Source organism: Marinobacter persicus (assembly GCF_900114155.1).
Taxonomy (GTDB): domain Bacteria; phylum Pseudomonadota; class Gammaproteobacteria; order Pseudomonadales; family Oleiphilaceae; genus Marinobacter; species Marinobacter persicus.
In genome coordinates this window covers 88124-110420 of the sequence record NZ_FOSC01000002.1, presented here as the reverse complement: position 1 = coordinate 110420, position 22297 = coordinate 88124, and the positions used below count along the sequence as shown (strand labels likewise).

Sequence of the window (22297 nt, the reverse complement as noted above, 5' to 3'; positions counted from 1 at the left end):
ACAGCGCTCCACCGGAAATTGGTGTAGCATTATACATTAATCGCCAGCAACTGAAATCCAAAGGAACGCGAACCGTCGTGGACTCTGACCTGACTCAAAAAAGCCTCTCTTTCAACAGCGCCCGTTTTCTGATCAGCGCATCGCGTCTGGAGGAATGCCCCCCCGACAACGGCGCCGAGGTAGCCTTCGCCGGACGCTCCAACGCCGGCAAGTCCAGCGCTTTGAACGCCATTACCGCCAACGGCAAACTGGCCCGTACCAGTAAAACCCCCGGCCGCACCCGGCTGATCAACTTTTTCAGCCTGAACAAACCTGGCATGCATCTTGTTGATTTGCCGGGCTACGGCTACGCAAAGGTCTCCCGGGACATGAAGGACGACTGGCAGCAGCATCTGGGCCACTACCTGAACGAGCGGCGCTGCCTGCGTGGCCTGGTGCTGGTTATGGACATTCGCCACCCACTCACCGAATTTGACCAGATGATGGTGGAGTGGTGCGAACACAATCAACTGCCGCTGATGATTCTCTCCACCAAGGCCGACAAGCTGAAGTTCGGCCAGGCCAAAACCAGCATGCTGGGCATCGCCAAAAAGCTTAAGGATTTCCAGTGCGTGGAGCATCTGATCATGTTCTCCGCCACCTCCAAACGCGGTGTCGACGAATGCCGGGAGGCGCTGGCTGACTGGCTGGAGGCACCAGACGATGCCGGCTGAGAGCGGTCTTGAGCGCACCCGCCGGGTGTTCGCCCGCCAGCGGGAAGCATTCCGCGCCCACCCGGCGCCGGCGGCGGACGAGCGGCGGCAGCGGCTGGCCACGCTCAGGCAGCTCTTGCTGACACATCAGCACGAGCTTGTTGATGCCATTGACCGGGATTTCTCCGGCCGCTCGGCGGATGAAACCCGGATTGCCGAACTCCTGCCGTCCCTCGAAGCTATCCATTACGCCCGCAGGCATCTGGGCCGCTGGATGAAAGCGCCCCGCCGGCGGGTCTCCGCGCTGTTCCGCCCGGCAAAGAACCTCGTGATTTATCAGCCCAAGGGCGTGGCGGGCATCATTGTGCCCTGGAACTATCCGCTGTATCTGGCCATCGGCCCGATGGTGGCCGCACTGGCCGCCGGTAACCGGGTGATGGTGAAAATGTCGGAATTCACCCCACATACCTCGGCGCTGCTCCAGCAGCTGGTCGGCCGTTACTTTGACGAGCAGCAGGTGTGCGTGATTACCGGCGAGGCGGATGTCGCCGCCGAGTTCTCCCGACAACCGTTCGATCACCTGCTGTTTACCGGCTCCACCACCGTTGGCCGACTGGTAATGCGAGCCGCCGCCGACAACCTGACCCCTGTGACCCTGGAACTGGGCGGCAAGTCGCCGGCCATCATCGGACCGGATGTCCCCATGGCCGACGCCGCCAGTCGCATTGCCTTCGGCAAGGCACTCAATGCCGGCCAGACCTGCGTCGCACCGGATTACGTGTTATGCCCGGCCCACCGGGTGGACGAGTTTGTGGCGGAATTCCGCAAGCAATTCGGAAAAATGTACCCGAGCCTGGGCAGTAACCCCGATTACACCGCCATCATCAATGAGCGCCAGTACCACCGTTTACAGGCATTATTAAAGCAAGCCTGTGACCAGGGCGCGCAGCCCCTAGAGATCAATCCGGCCAACGAGGACTTCCGTCAAGCCAACGGCAAGATGCCGGTCACCCTGCTGCTGAACACCCGGCCAGGCATGGCTGTCATGGAGGAAGAAATTTTCGGGCCGATCCTGCCGGTGGTGCCCTACACCACCGTGGATGACGCCATCAACTACGTGAACGACCGCCCGCGCCCACTGGCCCTGTACTTCTTCAGTTACGACAAGGAGCTGCAGCAATCACTGCTGGCGCGCACCCATTCCGGCGGCGCCTGCATCAACGACACGCTGATGCACGTGGCCCAGGAAGACCTGCCGTTCGGCGGCATTGGTGATTCCGGCATGGGCCATTACCACGGCAAAGAGGGGTTTCTGACTTTCTCCCACCAGCGGGCGGTATTCATCCGCCAGAAATTCAACAGTGGCCGGTTTGTTTATCCGCCCCATGGCGGGCTGATTCACCGGCTCGTCTACAAGCTGTTTATTCGTTGAGCCCGCCATGAATCGCCGGGGCTTTCTGAAACTTGGGCTTGGCGGCACCCTGGTGTTGGGCGCGGCCGGGCTCGGTGTGCACCTTGGCGGTTACAACAACGCCCCGGCCGGAAAACCGGAAGGCCAGGCAGCCAGAGTCCCCGACCATGATTTCCAGTTTCTCTCCCGCCAGGACATTGTGCTTTTCCAGGCCCTGTTGCCGGCTTTGCTCGCCGGCGCGCTACCGGCGAGCCCGGAGCCTTACCAACGTTCGATGGATAACACCCTGATTCGCATTGACCAGGGCATCAGCGCGTTCAGCCCGGCCAACCGGCAACAACTGCGCAAACTGTTCGACCTGCTGAACCTCGCGCCCGGTCGCATAGCCCTGGCGGGCATCTGGCGGGACTGGTCAACAGTGAGTCAGGAACAGGCCCATGCGTTCCTGCAGCGTTGGCGCGACAGTCGTTTCGGTTTGCTTAATAGCGGCTATATTGCCCTGAGCAAACTGACCAACGTGGCTTTTTATGGCGCCCGGGAACACTGGCCGGCCAGTGGCTACCCCGGGCCGCCGGCCTGGGCGGTCAGTGCCCTGCCACAATTTCACAACCGGCGGAATCGGCATGACTGACCCCATTGAACAAGGCATCGCCAGAGGCTGGCGAATCACCGACGCCAGCACGCTTTCCGGCGACCAGACGGTGGAAAGCGACGTGGTGGTGGTTGGCACCGGCGCGGGCGGCGGTACCACGGCCGAAATTCTGGCCGAAGCCGGTCTGCGGGTCGTACTGGTGGAGGAAGGCCGGCTGTATCATCAGCCAGATTTCCGGATGGACGAACACGAAGCCTATGCCAGCCTGTACCAGGAAGGCATGAGCCGGATGACCGCCGATGGCAGCATCGCCATACTGCAGGGCCGGTGCGTGGGTGGCTCCACCACCGTCAACTGGACCAGTAGCTTTCGCACGCCCGAGCCAACCCTCAACCACTGGCAGCAAGGTTTCGGCCTGGAAGACCTGAGCCCGCAAGCCCTCGCGCCCTGGTTCGACAGCCGTGAGCAGCGCCACAGTGTGGCGCCCTGGCGGATACCCCCCAACACCAACAACGATGTTCTGCGCCGGGGTTGCGAGGCGCTGGACTATGCCTGGGGCGTGATACCCCGCAACGTCAAAAGCTGCTGGAACCTCGGTTATTGTGGTGTCGGCTGCCCCACCAATGCCAAGCAGGGCACGCTACTCACCTGCATTCCCGGTGCGCTGAACCACCGGGCAACGTTATACCACAGCCTGCGTGCCGAACGGCTGGTGATGCAGCAGGATCACATTTCCCATCTCCAGGCCAGCGCACTGGCTAGCGACGGACTGACACCGAACGGGGCAACGGTCACCCTGAGAGCCCGGCATTTCGTGGTGGCCGCCAGCGCCCTTGGCACACCCGCGCTGCTACTGCGTTCGCAATTACCCGACCCTTTCGAACAGGTGGGCAAGCGCACCTTCCTGCACCCGGTCAATGCCTGTGTCGCACGCATGCCCGAAACGGTTGCACCCTACTATGGCGCGCCCCAATCCGTTTATTGCGACACGTTCAATTTCCGCGACGGTGTCACCGGGCCCGCCGGTTACAAACTGGAAGTACCGCCGCTGCACCCGGCCCTGGCCGCCGCCGTGGTGCCCAGCCACGGCCGGAAACAATACAAAAGCCTGAAACAGCTGCCCCACATGCAGGCCCTGATCGCCCTGCTGCGTGACGGTTTTCATCCGGATAGCCCTGGTGGCACAGTACATCTGCGAGACGACGGCAGCCCGGTACTCGACTACCCACTGACCGACTATCTCTGGCGAGGCCTGCGCGAGGCGTATCTCACCATGGCAGAGCTCCAGTTTGCCGCCGGTGCCCGGGCGGTTCAGCCCATTCACATGGACGCCCGCTGGTACACCCGTTGGCGTGACGCACGGGAGGCCATTCGCGCACTGCCCATGCAGGTTCACCGCACACGATTGTTCACCGCCCATCAAATGGGCGGTTGCGCCATGGGCAGCAAGCCCGAAAACTCGGTCACCAACAGTTTTGGCGAACACCATCACGTGGCCAACCTGAGCATCCACGATGCCTCACTGTTTCCAACCAGCATCGGCGCCAACCCGCAACTGACGGTGTACGCCCTGGCAGCCAGAAACAGCGAGAAATTGGCGATGAAGTTGGCAATGCTGGTATCCTGAGCCGCTTCGAGAACAGGAGCTGCCCCATGACCAAAGTGATTTATCCCGGTACCTTTGACCCGATCACCAACGGCCACACCGATCTGATCGAACGGGCCAGCCGCATGTTTGGCGAGATTGTGGTGGGGGTTGCGTACAACCCGAAAAAACAACCGCTGCTGGATCTGGACGAACGCTGCGAACTGGTGCGCCAGGCCACCGCCCACATTCCCAATGTGAGTGTCACCGGGTTCAGCAACCTGCTGTCCCATTTTGTTCGGGAACAGGGTGCCAGCATCATTCTGCGAGGCCTGCGGGCCGTGTCGGACTTCGAATACGAGTTCCAGCTGGCCGACATGAATCGTCGCCTGGCACCAGGCATGGAAAGTGTCTTCCTGACACCGGCCAACCACCTGTCCTACATCTCGTCGACACTAATCCGGGAGATTGCCTCCCTGGGCGGGGATATCAGCGAGTTTGTTGACCCGGCGGTTGCCCGCGCCCTGGAGAAAAAATTCCAGGACACCTGAACAACCACCGGCCCGGCGACTGCGGCCGCTACAACAGCGGTGGCAGCGGCATGGCGGTGCCGTTCACATCCAGCACCATTTCATTGAGGGTGCCACGCATCACCAGCCGTTCACCGTCCTGAACCAGCAGGCCCTGCTTGACCAGCGGGGCCACCTGCATTCGCAGGTCCGGATCGTTTTCAGCCAGCGCCACCGGCAGGCTCAGGTTAAAATTGCCGGTCAGCCGGGGCATGACCATCAGCAAGTCACGGCGTTCACCCTGGGACAGCGCCGGATGAGACACTTCCAGATCACCCCGCACCTCACCGTCCGGGGTGTTCAGGCTCAGTTCCCGGACCCCCACCGTCAGACCGGCACCGACCAGATCCTGCAAAGAGCCGGTGACACGCTGCATCAGGCGCATCTGCTGTTCGAAATTGTTGGCGGAGTCCTGCAGGGCCAGCCGCTGCATTTCGTTAAGCGTTTCGCTGAAGGCGTTCCAGCTGTCAACGTTCACACCATCCACAAACACGCCCAGATGGTGCGGCCCGTATGCCTCGCCCTCGACAGTCAACGAGGCCAGGTCAAAGTTCAGCTCGGAGTTCAGTTGCTGGTTGTCATTGACCGCTTCGGTCTGGCTGCCAATCTTCAGCTGTTCCATCACCGTTGACGGTGCACTCGCGCTTTGCAGCGCCAGGCGCTCCAGACTGAGGGTGCCGCGTCCGGTCCAGACACTGCCTTTCAGCAGGGCAATTTCCTGCTCAAGTTCAATGTCCTCCAGGAAGATGTCGGATTGCGGCGTGGTCAGGGCCACTTCCGGCCAGACCACCAGCATGTCAGCCTGCTCGCCCATGTTGCCCACATCGATGCGGGCCAGGCCGCCGCTGCTGCGGAAGCTCTCGCCGTTAACGGTGTCATCAAACTCGATGACCGGCACATTCAGTTCAATGGTGGCGCTACCCCACACCCGGGTTTCCAGCGTCAGCCTGGGGTCTTCTTCGGGAAACCAGTCGGCTCCTTCGGGCTGCCAGCCATTGCGTGGGCGGAAGTCCATCAGGCTGCCGGTCACGCCATGACTGACGGTGGCGTCGAACTTGATCTGCCGGCTGTCGCCGGTGGCCGGGTCCACCATGGTCAGGGTGCCGGATGTCTCTGCACCCAGAATACCCCGCTGGTAATCATCGGTACTGACGCGCACAAAAGGCTGGGCGGTGTTCATTTCATCGGTGGCCTGCTGCCACTGCTGCTCAGTGACATAACCAACACCCCAGGGCGCCGCGCCGGCACCCACCAGTAATACCGCGCCAGCGGCTATCCATTTATTGAATTTCAAGGTTCCATTCCTTATGTCGTTGTTGTTCCTTCGCCAATTCCGGATCAACCGGCACTGCTGGTCAGACGCTCAAGAAGGACCAGTTGCGAGGCCACCGGCTCTTCCTCTTCGCCCGGATGATTCTGCAGGTAACTGCCGTCAGGCTGCAACACCCAGGACTGGCAGTTGTCCGCCAGGTAAGTATCCAGATCCTCGCGCAAACGGCCGATCAGTGCCGGGTCTTCCACCGGGAACGCGGTTTCCACCCGGTTGAGCAAGTTGCGTTCCATGGCGTCGGCGCTGGAACAGTAAACCTCCGGCCGACCCTTGTTACCGAAATAGTAAACCCGGGTGTGCTCCAGGAAACGACCGATGATCGAACGTACCTGGATATTCTCCGACAGCCCCGGCACGCCCGGGCGCAAGCAACAGATACCGCGAATGATCAGATCAATTTTAACCCCCGCCTGGGACGCCCGATACAGTGCCTTGATCACCTGTGCTTCGGTCAGGGCGTTGAACTTGAAGATCAGACGGCCTTTTTCACCGTAGCTGGCCTCCCGCTCGATCAGGCTGATCAGCCGCTCGTGCAGGGTAAAGGGTGCGTGGAACAGTTTCTTGATTTTCAGCGCCTTGCCCATACCGGTCAGCTGCTGGAACAGCTTGTTGACGTCGTCGCCAATGGACTCGTCGCAGGTCATGAAGCTGTAGTCGGTGTACAGCCGGGCGTTGCCGGCGTGGTAGTTGCCGGTGCCCAGGTGCACGTAACGGCGCAGGCGGCCCTCTTCCCGGCGCACGATCAGAATCATCTTGGCGTGGGTTTTGTAACCCACCACGCCGTACACCACGATCACGCCGGCCTCTTGCAGGCGGCTGGCCAGTTCCAGGTTTTCCTCCTCGCTGAACCGGGCGCGCAACTCAATCACGGCGGTGACTTCCTTACCACGGCGAGCGGCATCCGCCAGGGCCTCGACGATTTCCGAGTTGGCGCCGGTGCGGTACAGAGTCTGGCGAATGGCCAGTACGTGTGGGTCCTTGGCGGCCTGACGCAGCAGATCCACCACCGGGCTGAAATTCTCATAGGGATGCAGCAGCAGTATCGGACGCTTGCGAATGGCGTCGAACATCGAATCCTTGCTGCGGATCTGGCGCGGAATCGAGGGCGAGAAGTGTGAATAGGTCAGGTCCGGGCGGTCCACCAGACTGCCCACTGCCATCAGGCGGGTCAGGTTCACCGGGCCGTGGACCTTGTACAGGTCACGTTCGGTCAGGCCAAATTCCCGCAGCAGGAAGTTCATCAGCTCTTCCGGACAGTTATCGGCCACTTCCAGGCGCACGGCATCGCCAAACCGGCGGCTCAGCAACTCACCGCGCAAGGCCGAAGCCAGGTCTTCGAGATCGTCTTCCAATTCCAGGTCGGCGTTGCGAGTCAGACGGAACTGGTAACAGCCCTTCACTTCCATGCCGGGGAACAGCTCGTCGGCGTGGGCGTGAATCATCGACGACAGGAACACGAGGTTGTCGCCACCCTCGCAGATCTCATCCGGCAGACGCACCAGGCGCGGCAGCGAGCGCGGGGCCGGCACAATGGCCATGCCGGTTTCCCGGCCAAAGGCGTCCTTGCCATCCAGCTCGACAATAAAGTTGAGGCTCTTGTTCACCAGGCGCGGGAACGGGTGGGACGGGTCCAGCCCGATGGGGCTGACCACAGGCAGGACTTCATCCTCAAAATAATTGCGCACCCATTCGGCCTGGGCTTCGGTCCAGTCCCGACGGCGGACAAAGTGGATGTTTTCCTTTTCCAGCTCGGGAATCAACACGTTGTTGAGGATGTCGTACTGCTCGGCAATGTACTCGTGGGCAATGCGGCTGATTTCCGCCAGCACCTGCTCCGGCTGCATGCCGTCAACGCCGATCTTCTCCCGGCCGTATTTGAGCTGCTCGCGCAGGCCCGCCACCCGGATCTCGAAAAACTCATCCATGTTACTGCTGAAAATGCAGCTGAAAATGAGCCGGTTGATCAACGGATGGGTGGTATCCAGTGCCTGCTTCAGGACCCGGTAATTGAACTGCAGCTGGCTCAGTTCCCGGTTGAAGTAATTTTCGGTGGCATCAATATTGACCGCCTCATCCACGGGCGGCAGGTCTACTGGTGCCGGCACTGCCTGCTTGGCACCGCCCGCGATGTTTGCGTTAGAGCTTGTCATTACCATCCTTTTCCATGGTTGTTCCGGCGGCCAGGTTGTCCGCCATTCATTACTGTTTGAGCAACCGGGCCGCACGCACGGCAAAGTAGGTCAGCACCCCGTCGGCACCGGCGCGGCGCATGGCCATCAGGCTCTCCATCATCACCTTGTCGCCATCCAGCCAGCCATTCTCGGCGGCGGCCATGTGCATGGCGTATTCACCACTGACCTGATAGACAAAGGTAGGCACCTGAAGTTCTTTTTTCACCCGATAGACAATGTCCAGGTAAGGCATGCCCGGTTTGATCATCACCATATCGGCGCCTTCGGCCAGGTCCATCGCCACCTCATGCATGGCCTCGTCGCTGTTGGCCGGATCCATCTGATAGGTGGCCTTGTCGGCCTTACCGAGATTGGCAGCAGAACCAACCGCATCCCGGAACGGGCCGTAGTAGCTGGAGGCGTATTTGGCGGCGTAGGACAAAATGCGAGTGTTCACATGGCCACCGGCTTCCAGCGCCTCGCGTATAGCCGCCACCCGGCCATCCATCATGTCGGAGGGCGCCACCACGTCGGCACCGGCTTCGGCATGGGACACTGCCTGTTTGACCAGAGCTTCAACGGTCACATCGTTCAGCACATACCCGTTGTCATCAATAATGCCGTCCTGGCCATGGGTGGTGAACGGGTCCAGCGCCACATCGGTGATCACACCCAGTTCCGGATACGCGGCTTTCAGGGCACGGGTCGCACGCTGGGCCAACCCGTCCGGGTCCCAGGCGCCAGAGCCGGCCAGGTCCTTTTTCCCGGCAGGAACCACCGGGAACAGCGCCAGTGCCGGAATCCCCAGTTCAACCCACTCGGCCGCATGTTCCACCAGCAGGTCCACACTTAAACGCTCAACGCCGGGCATGGAGGGCACGGCTTCACGCTGCTGCTCGCCTTCCAGCACGAACACAGGGTAAATCAGGTTATCCGCGGACAACTGATTTTCCCGCGTCAGACGACGGGAAAAATCACTGGCACGGTTACGGCGCAAGCGGGTGTGCGGAAAGCTGCGATTGGAAAGTGACAGGCTCGGCTGGGTCACAACATACCTCCTGAAGATGAATAACCCTGGGAAATGGCTCCATCATACACCCCGAAGGCAATCGGGGCCGAGTGTGAGGTCAATTCATGACAGCGCAATGACAAAAACCGGGTGCCCGGCCAGGCACCCGGAGGGAGAACGGGTAGGAAGGTTTACATGGAGCGGTTGTTGAAACCGACCTCCACCTTGCGCGAGGCACCGGACTGGAAATGGGTATCCAGTTCCTGGATCTGGCCACCGCTTTGCAGGAAGGCTTCAATATCGGCCTGCAGTTGGGCTCTCACCCGCGCACGGCCGGCCGGTGAATGGGTATCCTCTGCGTCGGCACTCCAGTTGCCAGCATTGTCCAGGGCGCTTTCGTCGAAATCACTCATAAGATTCTCCTATCAACGAAAACCGAACTGCGGGTGCGCCAGGCCTGGCCGGGACAGCACCGGGTCTCGACTGACAGCCCATAGGGCCCGTCTTGCGCTCTTTATAATCCCGATTTTTCAATCTCGCCATCGCGATCAAATTAAATTTGCGTAATGTTTAAAGTTGGTCTATATCGGGCTGATAATGACAAAAAACATCCGCAGGTTATCGCCATGTCAAACCGCTCCGAACGCTACCTGGCCAGCACTCACGATGTGCTCAATCAACCCGCACCGCTGGAGAACTACAACCTGTACGAACAGGACACTGCCCTGCGAGAAGCCGTCGAACGTGAAGGCACAAGCGGAGTCCACGACGCACTGCATGAATATGGCCAATGGGCCGGCCAGGCGGAAACCATTGACCTTGGACACCAGGCCAACGCCAACAAACCGGCCTTCCGCACCCATGACCGTTACGGTCACCGGATAGATGAGGTCAGTTTTCACCCGGCCTACCACGAACTCATGCGGGTCGCCCTGGAAAGCGGCCTGCACAGTTCGCCCTGGCGCCAACCCGGCCCCGGCGCCCAGGTAGCGCGAGCTGCCCGCTTTTACTTGCACTCCCAGGTGGAAGCTGCCCACTGTTGCCCGGTCACCATGACCTTTGCCGCCATTCCCTCCATCCAGCATCAGCCCGAACTGGCCAGGCTCTGGATGCCGAAAATATTGGCCAACAGCTACGATCCCCGGAATATTCCGGACAGCGACAAAACCTCCGTCACCATCGGCATGGCCATGACCGAAAAACAGGGCGGCAGCGACGTCCGGGCCAACACCACCCGCGCCTACCCGGTCGGCCAGCCAGGCCCGGGGCAGGCCTATGAACTGGTGGGCCACAAATGGTTCGTGTCTGCCCCCATGTGCGACGCTTTTCTGGTACTGGCCCAGACCAACGCCGGCCTGTCCTGCTTTCTCATGCCCCGCTGGCGGCCCGATGGCAGCAAAAATCCCTGGCAGATCCAACAGTTGAAAAACAAAATGGGCAACGTCGCCAACGCCTCCAGCGAAGCCGAACTGCGAGGCGCCCTGGCATGGATGGTGGGTGAAGAAGGCCGCGGAGTACGCACCATTATCGAGATGGTCGCCATGACCCGCTTCGACTGCATGACCGGCAGCGCCGCCGGCATGCGCCAGGCCTTCGCCCAGGCCAGCCACCATTGCCGCCACCGAAGCGCCTTCGGCGCCAGGCTCAGCGACCAGCCGCTGATGCAGAACGTACTGGCCGACCTCGCCATCGAAAGCGAAGCGGCCATGACCTACGCCCTGCGCATCGCCCGCGCCCTGGACAACCAAAACAACGAACACGAACGCCTGCTCGCCCGCCTCGCCACGCCCGTGGGCAAATACTGGATCTGCAAACGCACCCCAAACCACGCCTACGAAGCCATGGAATGCATCGGCGGCAGCGGCGTCATGGAAGACTGCATCATGCCCCGACTGTTCCGGGAATCCCCGGTCAACGCCATCTGGGAAGGCAGCGGCAACGTCCAGTGCCTGGACACCCTGCGCGCCATCGAAAAACAACCCGAAACCCTCGACGCCTTCTTCAAAGAAGCCGCCAAAGCCAAAGGTTCCGACCGCCGCTTCGACCAGTTCCTGGCACAGCTAAAACGAGACTTCACCGACCTCAGCGATATCCAGTACCGCGCCCGCAACCTCGTCGATCGCCTGGCCCTGGTCATGCAGGCCTCCCTGCTGCTGCGACACAGCGACCCGAACGTTGCCGACGCCTTCTGTGCCACCCGCCTGCAAAACCACGGCGGCCTGAACTATGGCAACCTTCCCACCGGCACCAACCCGGCGGCCATTATCAAACGGGCGACGCCTGTAGTAGGCTAACCCCCACCAAGTGAGGCGCTCCCAAATCCCGATCATGCGGATGCCCACTGCAAGCTTCACGAACCGGCGGGGGATGGCTTTCCAAAAATTTGTGGAGCCAAGGGTAAAGAGCGAATAGCTCTTTACGGGCTGGCCAAGGATGGCCTGCCCTGGACCCTCAGCGCGACGCAGGAGCAATAAGCGCTGAGGGGCGGAACATAAGCGACCCATGGACGGGTTTAAGCGCTTTTTGGAAAGCCATCCCCCGCCGGTTCCCGCACCATGTCTGGAAGTAACGATGTCAGAAGCACTCAGAAAGCTACTAGCCCAAAACACCCCAGAGCAGCCCACCATCACCCCAAGCGTGGGCCTGCTCACCCTGCACTTCCAGCTCTACGCGTGTGACGACCTGAAAGCCAAGCGCAAAGTCTTCACCGCCCTGAAAGCCGTCTGGGGCAAAGAACCCGACCTGGCCGTCGCGGAAACCGGCGACCACGAGGCACTGGACTGCGCCACCTGGACCGTCGCCGCCCTGGGCGCTTCGCCGCAGCAAATCACCCAGCGTCTGGACCAGATCGAAAAAGACATCCAGAGCCGCATCGATGCCGCCATTCTCGACGTACAACGGGAAATACTCTGAGCCCGACCGGGCATAGCGTCACACCCGATCAAGCTTTATACTACGCCGCCTTGGAGAATTGGCGCCTATGACCGGAAAGAAACCATCCGCTCAGGCCTCTATCGAGGCCATGTATCGAGTCTTCACCGTGCCCGAGGCACCGGACTCGACTCTGAGCCGCATCGACCAGAACATATCCCGCAACCTCGCCGGCTTCCTGCAGGAACACATCGTCGCGGTTGAACGGGATCTTTCCGACGTGGAAAAAAACTTTTCCGACTCTGCCATTCCGGAAAAGCCCGTCTTTGTCTCCGAGCAGACCCAGTTCCTGCTCGACAAACTGGTTGCGGACTCCGTTCATACGGCCTCCCCCGCATTCATCGGGCACATGACCTCGGCACTGCCCTACTTCATGCTGCCGCTGTCCAAGATCATGATTGCCCTGAACCAGAACCTGGTGAAAATCGAGACCTCCAAGGCCTTCACCCCGCTCGAACGCCAGGTCCTGGGCATGATCCACCGACTGGTTTACCAACAGGATGGTGCCTTCTACCGTAAATGGATGCACGACCCCAGCCACGCCCTGGGCGCGGTGTGTTCCGGCGGCACCGTGGCCAACCTGACCGCCCTCTGGGTGGCCCGCAACCGGGCCTTCCCCGCCGAAGGCAGCTTTCGCGGCCTGCATCAGGAAGGCCTGTTCCGGGCATTGAAATACTACGGCTACGAGGGTGCGGCCATCCTCGTTTCCGACCGGGGCCACTACTCCCTGCGCAAAGCCGCCGACGTGCTGGGCCTGGGCCGCGACGCCCTGGTCCCGGTACCCACGGATGACGAGAACCGCATCCAGATCGATGCACTGCGGGACAAGTGCCTGGAACTGCAGAGACAGAAGATCAAAGTCATGGCCATCTGCGGCGTTGCCGGCACCACCGAGACCGGCAACGTCGACAACCTGGACGCCATGGCCGACATCGCCAGGGAATTCCGCGCCCACTTTCACGTGGACGCCGCCTGGGGCGGGCCCACCCTGTTCTCCCGCACCCATCAGCATTTGCTGCGCGGCATTGAACAGGCCGATTCCGTCACCTTCGACGCCCACAAACAGCTGTACGTGCCCATGGGCGTGGGCCTGGTGGTGTTCAAAACCCCGGGGCTGGCCAGCGCCGTGGAACACCACGCCCAGTACATCATCCGCAAGGGCTCCAAGGACCTGGGCAGCACCACCCTGGAAGGCTCACGGCCGGGCATGTCCATGCTGATCCACTCCGGCCTGAGAATCATCGGCCGCGAGGGCTACGAAATCCTCATCGACGAAGGCATCAACAAGGCCCGCACCTTCGCCGAGATGATTACCGAAGACGCGGATTTCGAACTGGTCACCAAACCGGAACTGAACATCCTCACCTACCGCTACTGCCCGGCGGTGGTGCAACAGGCCCTGGCCGTGGCCAACAAACGCCAGGCCGAGCGAATTAACACCAGCCTGAACCGCATCACCAAGTATTTGCAGAAAACCCAGCGCGAACGGGGCAAGGCGTTTGTCTCCCGGACCCGCCTGGAGCCGGCCCGCTACACCCACTTCCCCTGCATCGTCTTCCGCGTGGTGCTGGCCAACCCGCTGACCACCCCGGACATCCTCATGGACATCCTGGACGAACAGAAAGAACTGGCACGGGAAAGCGGCATTGCCGAGGAAATGGCGATCGTGAAGGAATTGGCGGAGACGGTGCTTAAAGAAAAGGAAACTTCAGAAGGATAAAAGCGTTAACTCCGAGCGTTAGACGTTCGGGGGCAGGAATGCCTTTCCAAAAATTTGCGGAGCCATGGATGGCGGAGCATAAGCGCCACAAGGATGTGCCGGAGGAGCGCTTTTTGGAAAGGCATTCCTGCTCCAGAACCGGCACATACTCACAATCTTGTTAATCCAGGTCAGACCTCAATAAAGCGCTTCCTCGTCATCCAACACCTCGTGCAGGATCTCCAGAAACATCTTATCCGCCTCACTCCAGCTCTCCGGAATCCGGATCGTGGTATTGGCACTGATCTCGCGAGCCACCAGCTCGTCGGCGTTCGGCTCACCGCGATACTTGCGGGCGATTTCCATGGATTTAACGGCAATGGTCGGATCGCTCATCACCTTCTTGATGAACACCCGCAGCTCTTCAATCATCTTGGCCTGACGGCCCTCATTGGATGTACCCATGCCCTACTCCTGAAAAGTGTCTGTGTGCGGGGCCAGCGGCCCCGCTTTCTTGCCTACAGTATGGCTGAACTGGAAAAATCTCACCAGCCCCGCGACTTAGCTCACAAACAGCCCCCGCAGGGTAAAGAACAGAATCGCGGCCATCAGGCCGGAAGCCGGCACGGTGATAATCCAGGCGGCAGCAATTTTCACCAGATGCGAACGCTTGACCATCTCTTCCCGGTAAATCTTCTTCAGACGCTTGCGCTCGGATTTGGCCAGCGGCACCTGCTGCTTGTCTTTCTTGGCCTGCTGCAGCAGCTTCTCCATTTCCTCCACCGAGGCATTCCGGAAATCCTCCAGGAACGGGCGCAGGCGCTCACGCTCTTCCGGCTGGTGCTGCTCGATGATCTTGTGTAGCTGAGAGGCATAGTTGCGCTTGAGGTATTCACGCAGGAAACCCACACCAAACACACCACCAATGGCAATGTGGGTGGAGCTGACCGGCAAGCCCAGCTGAGAGGCCAGAATCACGGTCAGCGCGGCCGACAGGGCAATACAGAAGGCCCGGGTCTTATCCAGCTCGGTGATTTCGCTGCCCACGGTCTTGATCAGGCGAGGGCCAAACAGCATCAGGCCCACCGCCAGGCCAAGGGCGCCGACCATCATCACCCAGAGCGGAATGCTGGCCGCGGTCACCACATCGCCACCGGCCCGGATGGCATCGTTAATAGCCGCCAACGGACCAATGGCGTTGGCCACGTCGTTGGCACCGTGGGCGAAACTGAGCAGCGCGGCGGCGAAGATCAGCGGCCAGGTAAACAGTTCACTGACCCCATGCGGTGTGCTTTCCATGGCCGCAGCCTTGCGGGAAACCAGGCTGCGCATGGCAAAAAAGACCACTGCGGCAGCCGCCAGACCAATCAGGGCCGCCTGCATGAAATCCACCTTAACAACCTTTTTCACACCCTTGATCATCAGGTAGGTGCCGAACGCCCAGGCCATCACCGCAACCAGCAGCGGCACGAAGCGGCGGGCAGAATCGATAAGGTTCGACTGGTACAACACGGTCTTCTTGATAAAGAACAGGAACAACGCCGCCAACATGCCGCCAAGAGCCGGCGAGATTACCCAGCTGGCGACAATCTTGCCCATCACCGCCCAGTCGGCAATGCCCCAGCCACCGGCGGCAATACCGGCGCCAAGTACACCACCAACAATGGAGTGGGTGGTCGAGACCGGCGCCCCCATCCAGGTGGCCAGGTTCAGCCACAGGGCGCCAGCCAGCAGTGCTGCGGTCATCAGCCAGACGAACGCGCGGGGATCTTCCAGCGTGGTCGGGTCAATAATGCCGCCCTTGATGGTGGACACCACATCGCCGCCGGCGATGATCGCACCGCCCGCTTCGAATACCGCCGCCAGCAAGACTGCCGCACCCAGCGACAGGGCACCGGAGCCAACGGCGGGGCCGACGTTATTGGCAACGTCGTTGGCACCGATGTTGATTGCCATGTAACCGCCAATCACGGCGGCGGCCATCAGCAACATGTTGTTCGGCAGATCCTGGCTTAACGTGCCGACGGTCAGCCAGACGCCAAGCAGGAAAAGAACACTGAAACCAATTCGATATCGTTCGGTGGAAGGGGCGGTAAGCAGGGTATCCAGAAAACCGGAAGAGCGGGCCATAACCAGAGATCTCTTGTATGCGGATGAATTGAAGCAATTCAGCGCGGCAAACTATAATTTTTTTGCCACAGAATTGAAACAAAACTGCAACTAACCGGCGGCTTGAGCCGTTGGCCCGCCCCCGCTATGATCGGCCACCATTACATTTCCATCACTCATTCAAAAAAGGCGAGACCATGGCAGCAATCCGCATTCTGACGGGCAGCGTGTACGGTGGCGCGTTGATGACCGCCCGTAAAATCAAGGAAGAACTGGAAGCCGAAGGCCACCAGGTGGTGGTTCTGGAGAACCCGGAGCTCTCGGATATTACGGACAATGAAGACGCGCTGCTGGTCTGCACCTCCACCACCGGTGACGGTGAAATTCCGGGCAACCTGCTGCCTTTTTACATCGACCTGCGCGAGCAACTGCCCCAGCAGCCGGGGCGACCATTTGGCATTGTCGTGCTGGGTGACAGCTCCTACGGCGACACTTTCTGTGGCGCCGGTGACCTGATGGAAGAGGCGCTTCTGGAAACCGCGGCCCGGAAAGTGGGCGAAACACTGAAGATCGACGCGTTGGAAACCATGGAGCCGGAAGCCGAGGCCGCGCCCTGGGCAAAAACCTGGGCGGCGGGCCTCTGAAAACAAGAAGAATCCCTTAGCGCTGGCGCTCGCGGATCAGCGCTTCCTGGGTGGTGGACGCCACCAGGCGGCCATCCCGGGTAAAAAAGTTGCCCCGATTGAAGCCCCGGCCACCGCCGGCGCTGGGGCTGTCCTTGTCGTACAGCAGCCATTCGTCCATGCGAAAGTCGTCGTGGAACCAGATGGCGTGGTCAAGGCTGGCCACCTGCATGCCCGGACTCAGGAAGCTGCGTCCATGGGGCGCCAGTGAGGTACCCAGGAAGGTGAAATCCGAGGCGTAGGTGAGCAAGCACCGGTGCAGCACCGGGTCATCCGGCAACGGCCCCTGGGCCCGGAACCAGTTCTGGTGGTGCGGCGGGTGCTTTTCCGGCTTGAACGGGTTAACGAGATTCACCGGGCGAATTTCAATGGGTCGTTCACGGGTCATCATTTCCCGAAGCTGCCGGGGCGCCTGCTCCGACAGCAGCCGGCCCCACTCCTGCTCGGATTTCAGCTCTTCCGGCGGCGTGGTCTCCGGCATGTCCAACTGGTGCTCGAAACCCTGCTCCGCCACCTGGAAGGACATGGAGCCGGTCAGTATTTCCTTGCCTTCCTGACGGGCGATTACCCGGCGAACGGAGAAGGTGCCACCGTCGCGCACCCGCTGCACCTCGTAATCAATGGGCATGCTGTGATTGCCGGGGCGCAGGAAGTAGGCGTGCAGGGAATGGCACAGCCGATTTTCCACGGTGCGGCTGGCCGCCATCAATGCCTGCCCCAGCACCTGACCACCAAACACATGGGGGAACCCCAGATCCTCGCTGTCGCCCTGGAAGTGGTCATCGCCGAGCGGCGAAAGATCCAGCAGTTCCACCAGTTCTCGTGTTATTTGTTGCATGCCTGCCTCTTTTCCGAAACCCGTTTGCCTGCCCTGCCGGCAGTTCGCTTACGAACGTTTTTTACCTGAGCTGCGCAGTTTTGGCAATGAGCCGCCTACACATCCCAGCCTGCACATTTTGGAGTAAGCCCATATGCGGGCAGGCCTTTCCAAAACACGCCCGCGAGTACTTCCCTGTAGGGCTTGACTGCAGCCATCCCTGGCTGCAGACAGTTTTGGAAAGGCCTGCCCGCATATGGACGCCTCTGCTCCGACTATTCAGAGTGAATCGCCGGCACCTTGCGCGCCAATGCCTGCTTTTCCACCGCATAATCACCGGTAACGGCAAATCCAAGCGTTTCACCCACCGGCGAGCGGAATTCCGCGCGCACGTCCCTGCCCTCACTTTCCACCTGCCACTGGCCCTCGGCATCGGCCGGTGGCGGATAGACGGCCGTCGGGCAACACGGCGTTTTCACCATCACCGGCATCACGCCATAACGCACCTCGGTGCGCTCACCGACCAAAGTCTTCGCCAGGGCCCGGGCACAGGCCATCAGCGGCAACACATACATCAGCACATGACCATCCACCTCGGCGCAATCGCCCAGGGCGTAAATATCCGGCACAGAGGTTTCCAGCGCCCGATTCACAACAATCGCCCGGTTGGTCTGCACGCCGGCCTCCTCGGCCGGCTCCGTGCGCGGTCGCAAACCCACCGCCGAGATCACCACGTCAGCCGCTATCTGCTCACCACTGGCCAGCGTCAGGTTCACGCCGTCGCCAACGGCATCCACCCGCTCCACCACGGTACCGAGGTGAAAACCAACGCCCAGTGCGGACAGCTCCGAGCGCACCGCAGCGGCGGCGGCTTCGGGCAACAGCCCGGGCATTACCCGGTGATCCGGAGCGATGACATCCACCTCATAGCCGCCGTTGCGAAGGTCGTTGGCGAACTCACAACCAATCAGCCCGGCGCCCATGATCGCGACACGCCGCGCGCCATCCACGGCCTTGCGGAAGGCACGGTAGTCCATCAGGTCGTTGATGGAATACACCCGATCCTGGCCATCACCCGCCAGGTTCAGGTGGACCGGTTCGGCACCCCAGGCCAGCACCAGCTTGCTGTAGACCAGGCGTTGCTCACCGGCCGGCTCACCGGTCACCACCAGTTCGTGGCGGTCTGCTTCGATTGAGACCACCCGGACGTGGGTGCGGATCTCGGCATTCAACTGCACGGCCATATTCTCCGCGCTGGCCTGTGCCAGGCCGTCGGCATCCTTGTTCTTGGTGAAGCCGGTAGAAAGCATCGGCTTGGAATAGCTGGTGCCGTCGTCGGCGGTCAGCATCACCACCGGGGTGTCGGGATCGTGTTTGCGCAGTTCCCGCAACAACGAATAGCCCGCAAGCCCGGTGCCCACCACCACAATCGGGGCCTGGTCTGCCATGGGCATGCTCCGTCAATCAGTCGATTTCAACCATTTCAAAATCCGCCTTGCCCACGCCGCAGTCCGGGCATTCCCAATCGTCCGGCACGTCTTCCCACTTGGTGCCCGGCTCAATGCCGTCTTCCGGCCAGCCCTCGGCTTCGTCATAGATAAACCCACACACCGTGCATTGCCATTTTCTCATAAGGCCTCTCCCCACACTTCCGTCACATGCTTTGCGATGACGCAATTTTCATTATCGACCGGAATCCAAGTTATCCTGCCAATAGCCACAAGTACAGACAACCGCTTGCAGCCAGCCCCTCCCTTCGGGCCTACCAGTCCGGTATAATCGCCCGTTTTACGACAGGACCGACCGTTATGACCGACACCGTCGCTGAAATGAACCAGGTCATGGCAGACGCTGACTGCCTGGTCAACGAACAACAGGTGCATGCCGCCATCGACAGCATGGCACAGAGCATTACCGAACGCCTGAGGGACAGCAACCCGTTGCTGTTCTGCGTGATGAACGGCGGGCTGATCCTGACCGGCCAGCTACTGCCCCGGCTGAAGTTTCCAGTACAGGCCGAGTACCTGCACGCCACCCGCTACCGCCAGGAAACCACAGGCGGCATTCTGGAGTGGAAGCTGCGCCCGGATGCCGACATCAAAGACCGTACCGTACTGATTGTCGATGACATTCTGGACGAAGGTACGACCCTGTGTGCCATTGCGGATTACTGCCAGGTCCATGGCGCCAAGGAAGTGCTGACGGCCGTTCTGGTGGACAAACAACACGATCGCAAGGCCCAGCCGGACCTGAAAGCCGATTTCACCGGCCTGGAAGTGGAAGACCGCTTCCTGTTTGGTTACGGCATGGACTACAAAGGTTACTGGCGCAACGCGCCGGGCATTTATGCTGTCAAAGGGCTTTGACCAGGGCCGCGGCCTGAACCTGCCCGCCACCCGTTGGTACCGGTCCCTGCCCGCCGCCGGGCTGCACCGGCCCGAAGCCCTGGGGCCGGCGCGCTACTGGCTGCAGGTACCGGGCTCCTTCACCCGTGCCCTCAAACAGCAATGCCAGCTCGATTTTCAGGTGGATGTCTGCCGGGAAGGCTTTGGCCGGCCCTCCCGCGAAGAGGCAAACACACTGAACCTGGCCAACCGGCAGCTGGCCTGGATCCGCGAAGTCCGGCTGGTGGGCGACGGCCGGCCCTGGGTGCTGGCCCGCACCGTGATTCCACTGGATTGCCTGCAAGGCCGGGGCCGGGCCCTGCGTCACCTGGGTAACAAACCCCTGGGAGTCTTCCTGTTCAGCAGCCGGCAATGGCAGCGTGGCGAGCTGGAAACCGGTATCACCCTGCAACCGGATCATGGCCAACCGCGCCTGGCCCGGCGCTCTCTGTTCTATCGCCATCACCATAGGCTGATGGTGTGCGAATACCTGCTGCCCGAGCTTTACCGCTAACAGGGCAATTTCACCCCAGCCAGTGAGCTGGCTATAATCGGCGCAGCACCAGCCTCCAAACCATGGATGAGAACACTCATGCTGCAGAACGCCGTTCCCGCACACGTGCGCACCCGCCTGGTCGACTACGCCCGCCTGCTGCGCATCGACCGCCCCATTGGCAGCCTGTTACTGCTCTGGCCCACCTGGTGGTCACTGTGGCTGGCCGCCGACGGCATGCCATCCATCGCCAACCTCATTATTTTCACCCTGGGGGTTTTCTTCATGCGTGCGGCCGGCTGTGCCATCAACGATTTCGCCGACCGGGACTGGGACCGGCACGTTGAGCGCACCAAAGAACGGCCCCTGACCACCGGCCGCATCCAGGCCTGGGAGGCGGTGGCCCTGTTTGCCGGCCTGTGTCTGGTGTCTTTCCTGATGGTGGTGCTGTTTACCAACACCCTGACGCTTTACCTGTCCTTCGGCGGTGCCCTGCTCGCCTTCATCTACCCATTCATGAAGCGCTACACCCATCTGCCCCAGCTGTTTCTGGGCGCGGCCTTTTCCTGGGCCATTCCCATGGCCTGGGCGGCCGAAGCCGGCGAGCTGAGCCAGCTGACCTGGCTGCTGTTCACCGCCAACGTGCTCTGGACCGTGGCCTACGACACGCTCTATGCCATGGTCGACCGGGACGACGATCTGAAAGTCGGCATCAAATCCACCGCGATCCTGTTTGGCGACGCCGACCGGGTGATCATCGGCCTGCTCCAGTCCCTGGTGGTTATCGTGCTGATTATGGTTGGCATCCAGGCGGAACTGGGCAGTTTCTATTACCTGGGCCTGGCAGCCATGGCCTCGCTATTCGTGTTCCAGCAGTTTCTGGCTCGGGACCGGGCCAGGGCCGGTTGCTTCAAGGCCTTTTTGAATAACAACTGGGCCGGCTTCGCCGTGTTCATCGGTCTGGCGTTGGACCTGGGGCTGTAAAGCGTCAACGCTGTCATATACTTGTAACACGTACGCGCTGTAATGACCCGGCAACAAAACCCGGAATGCCTGCCGGAATTTGCAGGCCAGATACAGGTTGAAGCTCATGACTGGAAAAACCGTCCTGATCGTCGATGATGAGGCCGCCATCCGCGAAATGATTGCGGTCGCCCTCGAAATGGCCGATTACGACTACCTGGAAGCCGCCGATGCGCGCGAAGCCCACGCCCTGGTGGTGGACAAACAGCCGGATCTGATCCTGCTGGACTGGATGCTCCCGGGCACCAGCGGCGTGGAACTGGCCCGTCGCCTGAAGAAAGACGAGGCCACGGCGGATATTCCGATCATCATGCTTACCGCCAAAGTCGAGGAAGACAACAAGATCCAGGGCCTGGAGGTGGGTGCCGACGATTACATCACCAAACCCTTCAGCCCCCGCGAACTGGTAGCTCGGCTGAAAGCCGTGTTGCGACGCACCACCCCGCCCGGTGTCGATACGCCCATTGAAGTGCAGGGCCTGACCCTGGACCCGATCGGCCACCGGGTATTCACTAACGCTGGTGAAATCGCCATCGGCCCCACCGAATACCGGCTGCTGCAGTTTTTCATGACTCATCAGGAACGGGTTTATACCCGCTCGCAACTGCTGGATCAGGTATGGGGCGGCAATGTGTATGTGGAAGAACGCACCGTGGACGTGCATATCCGCCGGCTCCGCAAAGCATTAGGTACCGACTATGATCACCTGATCCAGACAGTCCGGGGCGCCGGTTACCGGTTCTCGACCAAAGCCGCCTGAACCGCCGGCACATCCAAGCAACCGGGACTACCCGTTAAG

General features: G+C 60.9%; 22 protein-coding genes. 13 read left to right on the top strand and 9 right to left on the bottom strand.

The annotated features are described in order from the left end of the window. Positions 1-77: 77 nt before the first annotated feature. Genes yihA through coaD form a run of 5 tightly spaced genes read left to right on the top strand, consistent with a single transcriptional unit; the run spans position 78 to position 4831 of the window. Positions 78-713, top strand: coding sequence for a ribosome biogenesis GTP-binding protein YihA/YsxC (gene yihA / locus BMZ63_RS02470; protein WP_091701217.1), 636 nt, complete (start codon positions 78-80; stop codon positions 711-713). Next, positions 703-2124 (top strand): coniferyl aldehyde dehydrogenase, encoded by a 1422-nt coding sequence (locus BMZ63_RS02465; RefSeq protein ID WP_091701213.1) that lies wholly within the window; start codon positions 703-705, stop codon positions 2122-2124. The genes yihA and BMZ63_RS02465 overlap by 11 nt, the downstream gene beginning before the upstream one ends. A gap of 7 nt (positions 2125-2131) precedes the next feature. Further along, entirely contained in the window at positions 2132-2734 is a 603-nt protein-coding gene (locus BMZ63_RS02460) for a hypothetical protein (RefSeq protein ID WP_091701210.1), read from the top strand. After that, the gene (locus BMZ63_RS02455; RefSeq protein ID WP_091701814.1) at positions 2721-4322 is read left to right on the top strand and encodes a GMC family oxidoreductase; all 1602 of its coding nucleotides are present in this window, start codon (positions 2721-2723) and stop codon (positions 4320-4322) included. The genes BMZ63_RS02460 and BMZ63_RS02455 overlap by 14 nt, the downstream gene beginning before the upstream one ends. Before the next feature lie 26 nt (positions 4323-4348). Further along, positions 4349-4831, top strand: coding sequence for a pantetheine-phosphate adenylyltransferase (coaD, locus tag BMZ63_RS02450; protein ID WP_091701208.1), 483 nt, complete (start codon positions 4349-4351; stop codon positions 4829-4831). Between the two features lie 28 nt (positions 4832-4859). Here the strand turns inward: coaD and BMZ63_RS02445 are convergent, their stop codons facing one another. The 4 genes from BMZ63_RS02445 to BMZ63_RS02430 all read right to left on the bottom strand — a co-directional run bounded on the left by BMZ63_RS02445 (position 4860) and on the right by BMZ63_RS02430 (position 9772). Beyond that, positions 4860-6143 (bottom strand): YdgA family protein, encoded by a 1284-nt coding sequence (locus tag BMZ63_RS02445; RefSeq protein WP_091701205.1) that lies wholly within the window; start codon positions 6141-6143, stop codon positions 4860-4862. A 44-nt stretch (positions 6144-6187) separates the two neighbouring features. Next, on the bottom strand, positions 6188-8329 hold the full coding sequence (ppk1, locus tag BMZ63_RS02440; protein WP_091701203.1) for a polyphosphate kinase 1: 2142 nt from the start codon (positions 8327-8329) through the stop codon (positions 6188-6190). Positions 8330-8378: 49 nt separating this feature from the next. Beyond that, complete coding sequence (gene hemB, locus BMZ63_RS02435) at positions 8379-9398, bottom strand: porphobilinogen synthase (RefSeq protein ID WP_227663484.1); 1020 nt, start codon at positions 9396-9398, stop codon at positions 8379-8381. Positions 9399-9550: 152 nt separating this feature from the next. Then, positions 9551-9772 (bottom strand): hypothetical protein, encoded by a 222-nt coding sequence (locus tag BMZ63_RS02430; RefSeq protein ID WP_091701200.1) that lies wholly within the window; start codon positions 9770-9772, stop codon positions 9551-9553. Positions 9773-9985: 213 nt separating this feature from the next. Here BMZ63_RS02430 and BMZ63_RS02425 point away from each other — a divergent pair, with 213 nt between their 5' ends. The 3 genes from BMZ63_RS02425 to panP all read left to right on the top strand — a co-directional run bounded on the left by BMZ63_RS02425 (position 9986) and on the right by panP (position 14010). Next, entirely contained in the window at positions 9986-11653 is a 1668-nt protein-coding gene (locus BMZ63_RS02425) for an isovaleryl-CoA dehydrogenase (protein WP_091701197.1), read from the top strand. A 277-nt stretch (positions 11654-11930) separates the two neighbouring features. Further along, entirely contained in the window at positions 11931-12272 is a 342-nt protein-coding gene (locus tag BMZ63_RS02420) for a DUF503 domain-containing protein (RefSeq protein WP_091701195.1), read from the top strand. Between the two features lie 67 nt (positions 12273-12339). Next, positions 12340-14010: a pyridoxal-dependent aspartate 1-decarboxylase PanP gene (gene panP / locus BMZ63_RS02415; RefSeq protein WP_091701192.1), complete on the top strand. Its 1671-nt coding sequence runs from the start codon at positions 12340-12342 to the stop codon at positions 14008-14010. Positions 14011-14187: 177 nt separating this feature from the next. Here panP and BMZ63_RS02410 read toward each other — a convergent pair whose 3' ends face one another. Both BMZ63_RS02410 and BMZ63_RS02405 read right to left on the bottom strand, forming a co-directional pair. Then, entirely contained in the window at positions 14188-14454 is a 267-nt protein-coding gene (locus BMZ63_RS02410; RefSeq protein ID WP_091701190.1) for a hypothetical protein, read from the bottom strand. A gap of 96 nt (positions 14455-14550) precedes the next feature. Next, the gene (locus BMZ63_RS02405) at positions 14551-16119 is read right to left on the bottom strand and encodes an inorganic phosphate transporter (protein WP_091701187.1); all 1569 of its coding nucleotides are present in this window, start codon (positions 16117-16119) and stop codon (positions 14551-14553) included. A gap of 176 nt (positions 16120-16295) precedes the next feature. Between BMZ63_RS02405 and BMZ63_RS02400 the strand changes: the two genes are divergently transcribed. Beyond that, complete coding sequence (locus BMZ63_RS02400) at positions 16296-16742, top strand: flavodoxin (protein WP_091701184.1); 447 nt, start codon at positions 16296-16298, stop codon at positions 16740-16742. 16 nt (positions 16743-16758) lie between these two features. Here the strand turns inward: BMZ63_RS02400 and tesB are convergent, their stop codons facing one another. The 3 genes from tesB to BMZ63_RS02385 all read right to left on the bottom strand — a co-directional run bounded on the left by tesB (position 16759) and on the right by BMZ63_RS02385 (position 19230). Continuing rightward, positions 16759-17619 carry an acyl-CoA thioesterase II gene (gene tesB, locus BMZ63_RS02395; RefSeq protein WP_091701182.1) on the bottom strand — a complete coding sequence of 287 codons (861 nt, stop codon included), beginning with the start codon at positions 17617-17619 and terminating at the stop codon, positions 16759-16761. 254 nt (positions 17620-17873) lie between these two features. Beyond that, on the bottom strand, positions 17874-19046 hold the full coding sequence (locus BMZ63_RS02390) for an NAD(P)/FAD-dependent oxidoreductase (RefSeq protein WP_091701179.1): 1173 nt from the start codon (positions 19044-19046) through the stop codon (positions 17874-17876). Between the two features lie 16 nt (positions 19047-19062). Continuing rightward, positions 19063-19230, bottom strand: a complete 168-nt coding sequence (locus BMZ63_RS02385; RefSeq protein WP_091701176.1) for a rubredoxin — start codon at positions 19228-19230, stop codon at positions 19063-19065. A gap of 176 nt (positions 19231-19406) precedes the next feature. On the opposite strand from BMZ63_RS02385, the gene BMZ63_RS02380 reads away from it, so the two are divergent. From BMZ63_RS02380 to phoB, 4 genes are all read left to right on the top strand, one after another. After that, the gene (locus BMZ63_RS02380; protein WP_091701174.1) at positions 19407-19964 is read left to right on the top strand and encodes a hypoxanthine-guanine phosphoribosyltransferase; all 558 of its coding nucleotides are present in this window, start codon (positions 19407-19409) and stop codon (positions 19962-19964) included. Next, positions 19945-20496: a chorismate--pyruvate lyase family protein gene (locus BMZ63_RS02375; RefSeq protein ID WP_091701172.1), complete on the top strand. Its 552-nt coding sequence runs from the start codon at positions 19945-19947 to the stop codon at positions 20494-20496. Before BMZ63_RS02380 ends, BMZ63_RS02375 begins: the two co-directional genes overlap by 20 nt. A 78-nt stretch (positions 20497-20574) precedes the next feature. Continuing rightward, positions 20575-21459 (top strand): 4-hydroxybenzoate octaprenyltransferase, encoded by an 885-nt coding sequence (gene ubiA, locus BMZ63_RS02370; protein WP_091701168.1) that lies wholly within the window; start codon positions 20575-20577, stop codon positions 21457-21459. A gap of 106 nt (positions 21460-21565) precedes the next feature. Next, positions 21566-22258 carry a phosphate regulon transcriptional regulator PhoB gene (gene phoB / locus BMZ63_RS02365; RefSeq protein WP_091701165.1) on the top strand — a complete coding sequence of 231 codons (693 nt, stop codon included), beginning with the start codon at positions 21566-21568 and terminating at the stop codon, positions 22256-22258. Positions 22259-22297 lie beyond the last annotated feature (39 nt).